The following is a 12,723-nucleotide window of genomic DNA, read 5'->3' as shown; positions in this document are numbered from 1 at the left end:
ACCTCACGATCGCGGCCGACTTCGCCGACTTCGGCACCGACGTCACCGCCCTCAAGCGGCGCCTGCGGGCCCAGGCCGGCATCTCGGTGCTGAACGCCTTCCCCGAGTACGGCCGCGACTACCGCCGCCGCCTCGGCATCGACTCGGAGCAGGCCCTGGAGCTGTTCCACCAGACGGTGTCGATGAAAGCGGTCAGCGACCTCAACGGTTTCGTCCGCAGCCACATGCTCGAGCCCTTCGACGCCGCCGGCTGGATCGACCAGCTCGTTGCCCACTTCGACGATCTGACCCGTGCGCACGAGTCGGTCGTCCGCGCCCGCACGCAGCTCGACCAACTGCGCCCGATCATCGCCGACGCCGACACCCACGACCGGCTCGCCGCCGAGATCGCCGCGCTCGACGCCCAACGCGAGGCCCTACCGGTGCACCCCGCGCGCCTGCGGGCCGAGCTGCTCGCCCGGCGGATCGGGCAGCTCCAGGGATCGGTGGCGGAGGACGATCGCGAGCTCGCCCGGCTCGCCGACGACCTCGGCCGGCAGCGGGCGCGGGAGAGCGACCTGATCGTCGAGCGGGCCGGGCACGGCAGCGACCGCCTGGCCCGCATCGACGAACTGGTCGAGGCGGAGGAACGCGCCCTCGAGACCCGCCGGCAGAAGGCCGCCGTCTTCGCCGACCTGCTCACCGCCGCCGGCCTCGACCCGGTCGCCGACGAGCGCGGCTTCAGCACCCGGCGAACCGAGGTCCGAGGTGCGACCGCCGCCGCCGAGTCCGACGCCGCCGAGGCGCAGAACCGACTCCAGGAGCTCGCCGTCGACGCGCGCGGCCTGCAGGAGGAGTCCGAGGACCTGCGTGCCGAGCTGGCCAGCCTGCGCCAGCGCACCAGCAGCCTTCCGCGGCAGAGTCTCGAACTGCGGCAGCGGCTGGTCACCGAGCTCGGCATCCCCGGCACCGCACTCCCCTTCGCCGGCGAGCTCATCCAGGTTGGGGCGGCCCACCGCGAGTGGGAGGGTGCCGCCGAGCGTCTGCTGCGCGGCTTCGCCCTGTCGCTGCTCGTCCCCGACGAGCACTACCCTGCGGTCTCCCGGTGGATCGACGCCCACGACCTGCGCACCCGGCTGGTCTACTACCGCGTCCCTGCACGGGTCCCAGCACTCCCGGCACTGCCGTCCGCCGACTCGCTCGCCGCCAAGCTGGAGATCGAGGACACCCCCGTGCGGTCCTGGCTGGAGGCGCAGCTGGCCCACCGCGCCGACCACGTGTGCGTCGATTCCATCGAAGCGTTCCAGCGCATCCCGAAGGCTCTGACCCGCGCCGGTCAGGTCAAGCAACCGGGCGGGCGACACGAGAAGAACGACGCCACCCGGATCGATGATCGCCGCTCCTACGTGCTGGGCTGGAGCAACGCGGAGAAGATCGAGGCACTGCTCCACCAGGCCCAGCAACTGCAGGAACGGCTCAACCGGCTGGCCGACGACCGCACCCGGGCGACGAAGGTTCAGAGCACGGCGACCGAGCGCAGCCGCACGCTGAGCAAGCTGGATGTCTTCGACTCCTGGGCCGAACTCGACTGGCAGGCCGTCGTCGGACGCATCGCCGATCTGACCGCCGAACGCGACCGGTTGCTGTCCGCCTCGGGTGAGCTGCAGCGCATCGACCGGGAGCTCGAGGTGGTCCGCTCCACCATCACCGCGGCGGACGTCGCGCTGTCGGCCTGCCAGCAGCGGCGGGGCGGGCACGGCAGCGAATTGGCCGACGCCGAGAAGCGCGCCACCACGGTCGCCGCCCGGCTCGACGGTGCCGCCGGCGTCCCGGAGGTGGTCCTGGAGGCCCTGAACGCCCACGCCGCGGCGCAAGCCGGTGACCCACCCATCACGCTCGAGGACGTCGACGGTCTGGAAGAGGCGCTACGCCAGCAGCTGACCGAGGACCGCGACCAGCGGGTGAAGCGCCAGTCCGGCGTGGAGTCCCGGCTGGTCCGTGCCATGGGCAAGTTCATCAGCGACCACCCCGTCGAGACGAGCGAGATGGACGCCTCCGTGGGCGCGGCCGGCGAGTTCCGTGCCCTGCACGAGCGCCTGACCGGCGACGACCTGCCCCGCTTCGAAGCCACCTTCAAGCGCTACCTGAACGAGAACACCATCCGCGACATCGCCGGCTTCCTCGCCGAGCTGAACAAGCGGTCAGAGCTGATCGCCCAGCGGGTCGCGACGATCAACGCGTCCCTCGTGGGCATCGACTACAACCCCGGCCGCTACATCCGGTTGGACACGCAGCCCACCCCGGCACCCGGAGATCAAGGACTTCAAGCGCGACCTGCGCGCCTGCACCGACGACGCCCTCGCCGACGGCGACGACCAGTACTCCGAACAGCGCTTCCTGCAGGTGAAGGCCATCGTCGAACGGCTGCGCGGCCGCCCGGGGACACGCCGACATCGACCGCAACTGGGCGCGGTACGTCACCGACGTCCGCAACTGGTTCGTCTTCACTGCCTCCGAACGCTGGCGGGAGGACGACAGCGAGTACGAGACCTACAGCGATTCCGGCGGCAAGTCCGGCGGGCAGAAGGAAAAGCTCGCCTACACCATCCTGGCCGCCTCGCTGGCCTACCAGTTCCGCCTCGACCCAGCCGCCGTCCGGTCGAAGACCTTCCGCTTCGTCGTCATCGACGAGGCGTTCGGACGCGGCTCCGACGAGTCCACCAGATTCGCCCTCACCCTGTTCACCCGGCTCGGCCTGCAGCTGCTCATCGTCACGCCGCTGCAGAAGATCCACGTCATCGAGCCGCACGTGGCCGCCGTCGGGTTCGTCGACAACCCGACCGGCAACTACTCCCGTCTGCAGAGCATGACCATCGAGGAGTACCGCGAACAGCAGGCACTGCGCCGGGCCGCCGGCGACGCACGCTGACATGCCGGGCACGCGCAGGGCCGCGGCATCGGGGCGTCGACGCAACGAGTGGACGACGTGGCCCGATGTCCGCGACCAGCTACGGCGCCGCTGGGATCGCGGCACCTTCCTCAGCGCCCACGCGGCGGGCCTGCCGTTCGAACACCTGGACCTGCCCATCCGTGGGCCCGGCCCCCGCGACATCGGGGAACGGTTCGACGACGTCCGTGCCTGGCGCGCCCGCTGGGCCAGCGCGCCAAGGGATCTCCGCGTGGTGGAGGCGCCGATCGGCGGACGGCTGATCGGGGTGAACCGGTTGCCGGCTCGAGTCGTCGTCGAAGGTTGGACCGAGCTGATCGCCGTCCTCGGGGTGCGGCGCGACGTCGAAACCTTCGACGCCCGGCTGGCATCCGCGCGCGAGGTAGCCCCCGCCCTGGTCGAGTGGATGATCCGCTTCCCGATGCGGGTGCTCGCCGCCGGTGACGATTGGGCCAGGCTGGTCACCACGGTTCTCTGGATCGACGAGAAGGCTCGGCCCGGCAGCTATCTGCGGGAGATCGACGTGCCGGGTGTCGACACCAAGTTCGTGGAGACGCATCGCGGGCTGCTCGCCGAACTGCTGGAACAGCAGCTGCCGCCGGACCGGGTCGACGCCACCCGCCTCAGGTCGGACTTCGCCGGCCGATTCGGCTTCCGGAGCAAACCCGACTATCTGCGACTCCGGCTACCGCCGGAGCACGCCGGGCCGTTCACCGAGATCTCCGTGCGCGTCGAGGAACTGGCGCACGAGCCCGTCGACGCCGGCACCGTGATCGTGGTGGAGAACGAGATCACCTACCTGGCGTTGCCGCCCCTCCCTCGCACGGCAGTGCTCCTCGGTGGGGGTTACGCGGCCCGCCGGCTCACCCCACTGACCTGGCTGGCGCGCGTGGACCTCCGGTACTGGGGAGACATCGACACCCACGGCCTGGCCATCCTGGATCGGCTGCGGGGGACGTTTCCGCACGCCCGGTCGGTGCTGATGGACCGGCCCACGCTCCTGGCCCACCGGAGCCAATGGGTGCGCGAGCCGAGTCCGACCGCTGAACGACTGCACCGGCTCACGCCGGAGGAGAGCGAGCTGTACGCCGCCCTGGTCACCGACGTCTACGGCACAGCCGTCCGGCTGGAACAGGAGCGGGTGCGGATGTCCCTCGCCCAGCAGGCCTTGGACGATGTGGGGTGATGCTCCTGGTACTCGGCCCGGAAGATCGGCCGGCCGAGCGGCGCAGCCACGACAGTCGAGGCGCTCGGTGTGCAACGCGCCGTCCCCGGCGACGGCTCCGCTGCCGTTCGCATTGCGGCGGACGGCCGACCGCCGCGCGCGAGTAGCAGGCACTCCTCCGAGTCGCTGGTCGCGGAGGAGCACAGGCGCTGCCCGGACAGGTCGACTGTCAGACGCCGAGGTGCGCCAGCGCCTGCAGTAGCAGCGTGCTCTGCCCGTTCATCAGCTCGGCGAGCACCGCTGGGTCCCGGGCCTCGAGCGGCGAGAACCAGGTCAGCTCGAGCGCGTCCTGCTGCGGCGCGCAGTCGCCCTCGACCGGGACCACGTAAGCCAGCGACACCGCGTGCTGCCGCGGATCGTGGAACGGCGTCACGCCGGGGGTCGGGAAGTACTCCGCGACGGTGAACGGCTGCGGCGCGGGCGGGACCCGCGGCAGCGCCAAAGGCCCGAGGTCCTTCTCCATGTGCCGCAGCAGGGCCGCACGCACCCGCTCGTGGTACAGCACCCGCCCCGAGACCAGGGCCCGCTTGATCTGCCCGTCCTCGCCGACCCGCAGCAGCAGACCGACCGCGATCACCGTGCCCTGGTCGTCCACCCGCACGGGCACCACGTCGACGTACAGGATGGGCAACCGCTCGCGCGCGGCGTCCATCTCCTCACGGGAGAGCATGCCGCCACCGGTCGCCGTCGTCAGCTCGGTCATGGGGACTGTCTAACCGATGCCATTGCTGACGCGCCGACCCGGTCGGACGGGCGCGCCGTCGTCCCTGGTCCGAACGCGAGGGACCGGCCCTCCGACGCGGACGTGGGGCGTCCATGCCGGCGGGCCGGTCCGTGGTTCAGCACCGGTTGAGTCAGTCCCCGACGAACGCGGCGACGCCGAAGTGCTGCTCGCCGTTCGCGTCCTCCTGCACCAGCACGGTGTACGCGGTGCCACCGATGACCGCCGAGCAGGTGTCCCCGTTGCAGTCGACGGTCTCCACCTCGGCGCCCTGCTGGGCGATGTTCTGCGCGAAGGCCGCCTCGGTCGCGGCGTCCCGGTCGTCGACCATGCCGCGGTACCAGGCCACCCCGCCGATCGCGGCAGCCACGACGGCCACCGCCACCAACGCCGCCACCAGCAGCGACTTGTGCTGCTGGACCCAGCTCGGCTCGCTCGGCGCCGCGGTCACGACGTCGTCAGCAGGCGCGCCGGTCGCCGTGGGCTGCACCGAGTACGGCTGGCCGGCCACCGGCTCGCCGGGCACCGGCGGGCCGCCGGTCGGCTGGGCCGTCACGGTGGTGCCGGGCGTCGTCTCGCCGGTCCTCGTCGGGTCGGAACCGGTCTGGTTGGTGCTGTCGCTGCTCACTGCTGCTGCCTCGCTCGGGTCTGGAGTGCCCTGCCGCGCGCGCGGCCGGGAACGTCGGAAGGGCACCGGAGGCCGACGACCTCGAAGGCCATCCGTCGGCCGTGGCATCCGTCGGGCCGTGTCGTGGCCTGCGGACGCTGATCCGGCTTCCCGTCGGAAGCCGGAGGCGCGGGCATCACCGCCCGGACCCTCCGGCTGCCCCGACACTGCCACAGCGCGTCGCGGGGTCGCCCCGGGGTACCGGCCCCTGAGCCCGATTCACAGCAGATCCTCAGGTCCACCACCCGGGCGACGGGCCGGTCGACCCGCAGCTGGAGACGGTCAGACCGTCGTCGGCACCCGGTCCTCGGGACGGCGACGCACGGTGCGCACCGTCCGGATGGCGGCGTTGCGCGCCAGCTCGCGGATCGGGCCGGTGTCCCACATCTGCCGCGCGGGCTCCGCCGGAGCGTCAGCCACGACCGGCGCCTGCTGCGGCACCTGGGTGCGGGCCGCGACCTCGGTCAGCGCCGCCCGCCGGCGGGCCAGGATCGCCTCCTTCTGCCGGTCGACCCGCTCCTTCTCGGCCATCACCAGGAGCTCCTCCTTCGCCTGAGCCACGGTCCGCCGCGACTCCTGCGCCAGCTCCTCGATCTCGACGTCGCCGGAGTCGCGCAGGGCGGTCAGCCGGTCGTAGGCGGTCGGCGGGCTGAAGTTGAGCAGCAGCTTCATCAGCACCGGCAGGATCTCCACGCTCATGAACAACAGCGAGAGCATGAACTGCGCGGCGGCGAGCGTTCCGTTGCGATCGCCCAGCCGGTCCAGCGCCTCCAGCCGCATGAGCAGCCCGCCGGACCCCTCGTTGGTCCCGTCGAACGCGGCCTGCAGCCGGTCCCGCTCCGCCGTCAGCCGGGTCAGCTCGGCCCGGTCGGTCTCCAGCGATGCAGCGGCCAGCTGGGCGCTCCGCGCCTGGGCGGCCGAGGCCGCTGCGACGGCGGAGTCCAGCTCCGAGCGCGCCGAGCCGACGACCGCCTGTTGCGCGTCGGCCGCCGCCCGGGCCTCCAGGTAGGCGGTGCCGGTCCCGGCGTCACCCGTGCCACACGAACCGTCGAGCTCGCACTGCGCCTTGGCCTCGAGCTCGCGGGAGACCGTGACAGCGGCGTCGAGCTGAGCCTGGCGAGCCGTCACCTCGGCCCGCACCACGGCGAGCCCGGTGTCGGCCACTCCCCCACTGGCGACGATCGCCTCCTCCGCCGCGATGCGCTCCTCCAGCTCCGGAAGGTGCGCGAACCGCGCGTCGTCGGTCAGCGATGCGCGGTACGCGTCGCCCCGCTCGGCCTGCATCGTCACGATCTCGGTGTCGATCTCCTGGGCGAACACCTGCAGGGTCAGCGGCGTCGCGATGACGACGCCGAGCACCAGCGCGAGTCCGACGCGCGGGACGGCGAGGACCAGGTTCCGCTTCAGCGACGAGTCGTGCGCCATCCCGACCAGCAGCATCCGGTCGAGGTTGACGACGACGAGGCCCCAGCCCACCCCCACCAGCAGCGCGAACGGCCACCACACGCCCAGCGCCATGTGGACCGCGAAGGCCATCGACACCAGCGCCAGCCCACCCGTGCTCAGCAGCACGCCACCCAGCGCCACGAACTTGGCGCGGGCACCGGGCGCGGCGGCCAGCACGTCAGGACGGGCGCCGGCCAGCACGGCCAAGCCGTTGCCGATCCGCCCTCGTCGGAACTTCATGCAGTACACCCCCGGACGACGGGGGTCGTGAAGTGACCGTCGCCCTCCCACCCTTTATCGGCAGCCCCGTGGGTGCTCCGACCGTGACCGACGTCGCCGCTCGGAGCTGTGACCGGCGCGTGAACCGATCCACCGCCGCTGGCGTGGGAGGCTTCAGTCATCTGACCGACGGCGACGCGCCCTGCGGGGCTCGCCGTCCTTCCCGATGGCCTCGACGACATCGAGGCACGGACGGACCGGCCGGTGCTCGTGCACGGACCAACCGAACGAACGGGAATCTCATGGCTCTGATCGCTTGCCCGAAGTGCAACAGCGAAGACATCAACGGCACGCCCCAGCCCGACAGCCGGCTGCTCATCCACTGCCAAGACTGCGGTCACGAGTGGCTGCGCGGCGAGGCCCGGCGCGATCCGGGACGCCCGGCGGTGCGGACCATCGACTCCCTGCACGCCGCCTTCCCGACCAATCTCGACGTCCGACCCGACGTCCGCGAGCGGGTCGCGATGCTGGTGTCGGAGTTCCAGCTCGACCATCCCGCGCCCGACCCGGAGGTCGCCGACTACCGCGCCCGGTTCCAGCCGCTCTTCAGCCGCGAGGGACTGCCGACCGCGTCACCCCAGGACCTGCTCGACTTCGTCACCACCGACACCGTCGCCAGCCCCGGCAACATGTCCGGTTTCACCCGGGCGTGGAAGACCCAGGGCCCCGACAAGGCGGCGCAGAAGGTCCGTGAGTCGATCGAGTACCTGCTCCACGGTCCCGACAGCATCCGATTGGAGGACCGGCTCACCCAGCTGATCGACGGCAGGAAGGTCGGCTTCCCCTCGTTCAACAAGGAACCGCTGCTCACCAAGGTGCTCTGCATCGCCCAGCCCGACCGGTTCCTGCCGGTGCTGAGGTACTCGGCGGCGACCGACGGCAAGAAGGAGATCGTCAAGCTGGTCTTCGAGCTCGACCTGCCGCCGGCCGAGAAGGTGGCCTGGACGATCGGCCGCCTGGCCATCTGGAGCAACGACCTGCTCCGCTCCCTGGTCGGCAACGACATCCCGGACCTCCAGCAGGCGACGAGGTTCCTCTCCTGGGCGAAGACCCGGCCGGCGCTCTCCCGCACCTGATCCGAGGCCGACTCGGCGGAAGACGAGCGAGTGCCGCGCGGCGCAGCCATCGGGACGATGGGTGTGTCCGTGCGGCACCGAAGACCGTTCCCAGCGGGCCGCGCGGCGAGGACAGTGGATCACGCGCGGCGACGCCGCTGGGGCGCGCCGGTTGGAGGGAAACACCGGCATGTACGCCCGATCGACCACTTTCAGCGGTGAACCGGACGCCATCGACGACGGGATCGCCTACACCCGGGACGAGGTCCTGCCGACCGTCCAGCAGATGAAGGGCTGCATCGGCCTGTCCATGCTCGTCGACCGCCACACCGGGCGGTGCGTCGTCACCACGTCCTGGGAGGACGCCGACGCCATGCACGACAGCGCCGAGGCGATGCGGTCCATCCGCGAGGCGGCGATCCGGACCGTCCACGTCCTCGAGAGCGAGACCGAGGTCGTCGAGTGGGTCGTCGGCGTCCTCCACCGCGTGCGCGAGGCCCCCGATCGCGCCGCCTGTCGCGTGATCAGGACGAAGGGCCCCCTCGGCGAGACCGACCGGATCATCGACGGTTTCCGCGCGAACATCGTTCCCCGGATCGACGACCTCGCGGGCTTCTGCAGCGTCAGCCTGTTCGTCAACCGGGAGACCGGACGCTGCGCGATCACCAGCGTGTACGAGGACCGCCAGACGATGAACCGGGCCAAGGGTCAGGCCCAGGCGATGCGTGAGGAGTTCACCGGCCACATGGGCATGCGCATCACCGAGGTCGCCGAGTTCGACGTCGCGCTCGCCCACCTGCGCGTACCCGAGACCGTGTGAAGGACGACGCCCGGCTCGGCCGCATGACCGAGAACGACCTCGAGAAGCTCTACGCGCGCGCCCGGTCACCGGAGGAGCACCGGACCGCGGCCGCGCAGCTCGCCACGCTGGCCGAGGGCGAGCATTCCCTCGACGTGGACGTTTCCCCCGCCGCACTGCTCGTGAGTGCCGGCGAGCACCTGTCCGCGGCCGGCGATCAGGAGGCCGCCGTAGAGATGTTCCGTCGCGCCGCCTCGAGTCGGGGACACGTGCCCCCTGACGTCCGGTGCTACCTGCACCACGGTCTACTGGAGGTCGGCGACCTCGACGCTGCTCACCAGGTCGCCGAGGAACTGCGCCGGGAGGGCCCCGTCGACGGCGACGTCTATCTGTTCATCGGCGAGGACTACGAACTCGCCGATGATCTCCGCGAGGCGCACCGGTGGTTCACGCGGGGCGTGTTCCGGTCGGTCAAGCGGATCGAGGACGGCGACGACGACGCGGCGGAGAACGCCGTCGGCTTGATGATGGCCCGATCCCGCGTGCGGCGATCGCTCGGCCTGCCGTTGGACGAGTACGACGAGTTGGTCATCACGTCTCCGGACACCTGACCGGCGAGGATGCCGGTGTCCACCTGCCGCGCGGTCAGCGCCCGAGCGGCGGAATCCACCCGGAGGCGAGCTTGGCGTGGACGGCCTTCAGCGCGGCCAGCGGTGACAGGTGCTCGTCGTACTGCAGCCGGTTCACCTCGGCGATCACCGCGTCCCAGCGCCCGGACGGCGTGGCCTCCCGCAGCTTGGTCCGTGCCTCGGTCAGCTCGGCGCTGACGCCCACGACCTGCATCGGACGGCGCGGGGACGGGATGGCACCGACGGCCTCGACCTCCATGGCGCGGAACGTAGTGGCTCCACTACACACCGCGGTAGGCCTTCGCGCGCGCTTCCACCGTCGCCGGCCTGGGACGATGGGCGCCACGAGCCAGAGGGAGGACCGGTGAGCGACGCCGAGCTGATCCTCCCCAGTGCCGGTCCCGATCCGCTCCCCTCCAGCGCCGCGCTGGCGGCCGTGCTCGGGTACGCGCGGGGACGCCGTCCGCTGCACTTCCGCTCCCCCAGCAACCCCACGGGCAGGTGGGTCTCCGTCCCCGCCTTCGGCTACGAGCGCTTCGACCGCCGGCCGGTGCCGGACGGCCCGCTCGGTGAGGGGGACATCCTGAGCTCCGAGGGCCTGCACGGACGTCTGGACCCGGCGGGCTGGACGGCCCTGAAGAGCGTCCTGGACGACGTCCCTCCCCTCGCCGACGCCGCGATCGAGCGCGCCGCCGGCCGTCCGTTCTGGGAGCTCCCGGACGACGAGTTCTCCGTGCTCGCCGAACCGGGCACCGTCGGCTCGTGGCTGCGCCGGATCTGGCAGCACTGCGAGGTGACCCCCGACGTGCAGCCCGCCCACGTCATGGCCGCCCTCCATCACCGCCGTCCCGACCTGTTCCCCCTCGTCGTCCGCACCACCCGCTGGCACCTGCTCCCCCACCTGCGGGAGGGCGACAGCGGGGTGGAGGCGGTGATCCACCGGGAGCTCGCCGGCAACGCGGCGGCGTTCGCCCGGCTGGAAGAGGAGCTGGCGGCGCGGGAGGTCCCGCTGTCCCGCCTCCGGCTGCACGACGTCCTGCTGTGGCTCAGCGCCGGCCTGCGGCTGACGCACGCCGTGGCGCTGGGTGAGGAGGAGCTCCAGCGCGGGTCGCAGCCACCCTGATCCAGCAGCCGGACCGCGCACCAGGGCGTTGCCCGCCGGGCGCCGCCGCGAGGACAGTGATCGGCGCGGCGATGCCGCAGGGGCCTCGCCGCCGATTCCGAGAGGAGTGGTGGCATGTACGCCCGATCCGTCACCGTGCGCGGCAACGCGCAGTCGATCGACGACGCGATCGCCTACCTCCGTGATCAGGTCATGCCGGCCGCCCAGGAGATCGAGGGTTGTGTCGGCATGTCGGTGATGTGCGACCGCGACAGCGGGCGATGTATCGCCACGACCGCCTGGGAGACCGAGGAGGCGATGCACAACAGCGCGAGCCGCCTGCACGACATGCGGCAGCGCTACGCGGAGATGATGGGCGGCCAGCCGGAGGTGCAGGAGTGGGAGATCGGCATCCTGCACCGCGCGCACCCGGCGCCGGACGGCGCGTGCTGCCGGCTCATCTGGAGTCGCGGGAACCCCCACGACGTGGAACGGGTGCTGGACACCTTCCGGATGGCCATGCTGCCGCGAGTGGAGGAGCTGCCCGGCTTCTGCAGCATCAGCATGCTGGTCGACCGCGCGAGCGGCCGTGCCGTGACCGCCACGGTCTACGACAGCCGCGAGGCGATGAACCGCGCGAGCGACGCGGCTCGGTCGATGCGTGAGGAGTTCACCCGCCAGATGAGCGGCGAGATCACCGACGTGGCCGAGATGGATCTCGTGCTCGCCCACCTGCGCGTACCCGAGACGGTCTGATCCGCGAGTCGGTCGGTGCACGTGGTGGCCACCACGTGCACCGTCCACGGGTCAGGACGCCGCCCACCGCGGGTCGCGGCCGGTGAGACCGAGCAACCGGTCGAACGCCGGCGCGTCGTCCGGCACCGGCACGACCGGTCCGAAGAGCCCTTCGGGTTCGGCCGTGGGGTCGCTGCGGTCGCCGACCATCTCCAGGCAGGCCTGCACGCCGGCGGGGTCGGCCGTGTACGGCTGACCGGTGGCGACGGCGAGGTCCCAGCCGTGGACGAGCACCTCGTTCAGTGCGACGGCGGCCATCGCGGGCGCCGGCATCCGCACCCCGGCGACCTCGGCCGTCCCCTCCCAGGCGCTCGGCTTCCGCCACGCCGCGCTCAACTCCGCCAGTTGCGCGGGCAGCCGCGTCCGCCAGTCGGGCGCCAGGTGGGCGGCGTCCGCGGACGGGCCCCCGGCGAACTCCTCCTTCTCCGCGGCCAACCGGAACGCCATGGTCAGGCCGACCAGATGGTCGAGGAGAGCGGCGACCGAGGTGCCCTCGCACGGGGTCGGATCGCCCAGCTGGTCGTCGCGCACGCCGGCGACCACCCGCGTCACCTCGGCGGTCTGCGGACCGAAATCCAGAGTCGTCGTCTGCATGTCAGGTCAGACGGTCCCGGCGTCCCGGAGTCATCGGATGGCTCGTGCGGCAAGCTGCCGGGGTGAGCGATCCCTACGACCTCCGGCGGTTCGTCGACGCCCAGGCCCACACCTACGACCAGGCGCTCGCGGAGCTGCGCGCCGGCGAGAAGCGCACCCACTGGATGTGGTTCGTCTTTCCCCAGGTCGCCGGCCTCGGCCGCAGCGGGATGGCGCAGCGTTTCGCGATCTCCGGACCCGAGGAGGCTCGGGCCTACCTGTCGCACCCCCTGCTCGGCCGCCGACTGGTCGAGTGCGCGCGGGCGCTCACCGACCTCGACACCGCGGACCCGGAGCGCGTCCTCGGACCGGTGGATGCGCAGAAGCTGCGCTCGTCCATGACCCTCTTTGCCCACGCCGCACCCGACGAGCCGGTCTTCCGCGCGGTCCTCGACCACTTCTTCGACGGCGCCGAGGACGACGCGACGACCGCCCGACTTTGAGCC

The 12,723-nt window shown here is 71.8% G+C and carries 13 protein-coding genes; 8 read left to right on the top strand and 5 right to left on the bottom strand.

Annotated elements, in window-relative coordinates; genetic code table 11:
• Positions 1 to 2,431 precede the first annotated feature (2,431 nt).
• Both CHB94_RS26160 and CHB94_RS12675 read left to right on the top strand, forming a co-directional pair.
• Entirely contained in the window at positions 2,432 to 2,908 is a 477-nt protein-coding gene (locus tag CHB94_RS26160; protein WP_254920610.1) for an SbcC/MukB-like Walker B domain-containing protein, read from the top strand.
• A 1-nt stretch (position 2,909) separates the two neighbouring features.
• Positions 2,910 to 4,112 (top strand): DUF3322 domain-containing protein, encoded by a 1,203-nt coding sequence (locus CHB94_RS12675; protein WP_089336921.1) that lies wholly within the window; start codon positions 2,910 to 2,912, stop codon positions 4,110 to 4,112.
• Positions 4,113 to 4,320: 208 nt separating this feature from the next.
• On the opposite strand, the gene CHB94_RS12670 is transcribed toward CHB94_RS12675, so the two are convergent.
• The 3 genes from CHB94_RS12670 to CHB94_RS12660 form a co-directional block, all read right to left on the bottom strand.
• Positions 4,321 to 4,854, bottom strand: a complete 534-nt coding sequence (locus CHB94_RS12670) for a DUF4916 domain-containing protein (RefSeq protein ID WP_089336920.1) — start codon at positions 4,852 to 4,854, stop codon at positions 4,321 to 4,323.
• Between the two features lie 151 nt (positions 4,855 to 5,005).
• Positions 5,006 to 5,500 (bottom strand): hypothetical protein, encoded by a 495-nt coding sequence (locus CHB94_RS12665; RefSeq protein WP_089336919.1) that lies wholly within the window; start codon positions 5,498 to 5,500, stop codon positions 5,006 to 5,008.
• A 321-nt stretch (positions 5,501 to 5,821) separates the two neighbouring features.
• Entirely contained in the window at positions 5,822 to 7,225 is a 1,404-nt protein-coding gene (locus CHB94_RS12660; RefSeq protein ID WP_089336958.1) for a DUF4407 domain-containing protein, read from the bottom strand.
• Positions 7,226 to 7,506: 281 nt separating this feature from the next.
• Between CHB94_RS12660 and CHB94_RS12655 the strand changes: the two genes are divergently transcribed.
• The 3 genes from CHB94_RS12655 (at position 7,507) to CHB94_RS12645 (ending at position 9,729) form a co-directional block, all read left to right on the top strand.
• A complete protein-coding gene (locus CHB94_RS12655) occupies positions 7,507 to 8,340 on the top strand; it encodes a hypothetical protein (RefSeq protein WP_089336918.1) in 834 nt (277 codons plus the stop codon).
• Positions 8,341 to 8,509: 169 nt separating this feature from the next.
• Positions 8,510 to 9,139 carry an antibiotic biosynthesis monooxygenase gene (locus CHB94_RS12650; protein WP_089336917.1) on the top strand — a complete coding sequence of 210 codons (630 nt, stop codon included), beginning with the start codon at positions 8,510 to 8,512 and terminating at the stop codon, positions 9,137 to 9,139.
• A 23-nt stretch (positions 9,140 to 9,162) separates the two neighbouring features.
• On the top strand, positions 9,163 to 9,729 hold the full coding sequence (locus CHB94_RS12645; protein WP_089336957.1) for a tetratricopeptide repeat protein: 567 nt from the start codon (positions 9,163 to 9,165) through the stop codon (positions 9,727 to 9,729).
• 34 nt (positions 9,730 to 9,763) lie between these two features.
• Here the strand turns inward: CHB94_RS12645 and CHB94_RS12640 are convergent, their stop codons facing one another.
• Complete coding sequence (locus CHB94_RS12640; RefSeq protein ID WP_089336916.1) at positions 9,764 to 10,006, bottom strand: hypothetical protein; 243 nt, start codon at positions 10,004 to 10,006, stop codon at positions 9,764 to 9,766.
• 105 nt (positions 10,007 to 10,111) lie between these two features.
• Here CHB94_RS12640 and CHB94_RS12635 point away from each other — a divergent pair, with 105 nt between their 5' ends.
• Positions 10,112 to 10,870, top strand: a complete 759-nt coding sequence (locus CHB94_RS12635) for a DUF6308 family protein (protein ID WP_089336915.1) — start codon at positions 10,112 to 10,114, stop codon at positions 10,868 to 10,870.
• Positions 10,871 to 10,984: 114 nt separating this feature from the next.
• Positions 10,985 to 11,605 carry an antibiotic biosynthesis monooxygenase gene (locus CHB94_RS12630; RefSeq protein ID WP_089336914.1) on the top strand — a complete coding sequence of 207 codons (621 nt, stop codon included), beginning with the start codon at positions 10,985 to 10,987 and terminating at the stop codon, positions 11,603 to 11,605.
• Between the two features lie 51 nt (positions 11,606 to 11,656).
• Here the strand turns inward: CHB94_RS12630 and CHB94_RS12625 are convergent, their stop codons facing one another.
• Positions 11,657 to 12,238, bottom strand: coding sequence for a TIGR03086 family metal-binding protein (locus tag CHB94_RS12625; RefSeq protein WP_089336913.1), 582 nt, complete (start codon positions 12,236 to 12,238; stop codon positions 11,657 to 11,659).
• Positions 12,239 to 12,300: 62 nt separating this feature from the next.
• Between CHB94_RS12625 and CHB94_RS12620 the strand changes: the two genes are divergently transcribed.
• On the top strand, positions 12,301 to 12,720 hold the full coding sequence (locus CHB94_RS12620; protein WP_089336912.1) for a DUF1810 domain-containing protein: 420 nt from the start codon (positions 12,301 to 12,303) through the stop codon (positions 12,718 to 12,720).
• Positions 12,721 to 12,723 lie beyond the last annotated feature (3 nt).

It is taken from the genome of Blastococcus mobilis (genome assembly GCF_900188025.1).
In the GTDB taxonomy this organism is placed as follows: Bacteria; Actinomycetota; Actinomycetes; order Mycobacteriales; family Geodermatophilaceae; genus Blastococcus_B; species Blastococcus_B mobilis.
This window is presented reverse-complemented; position numbering and strand designations above follow the sequence as displayed.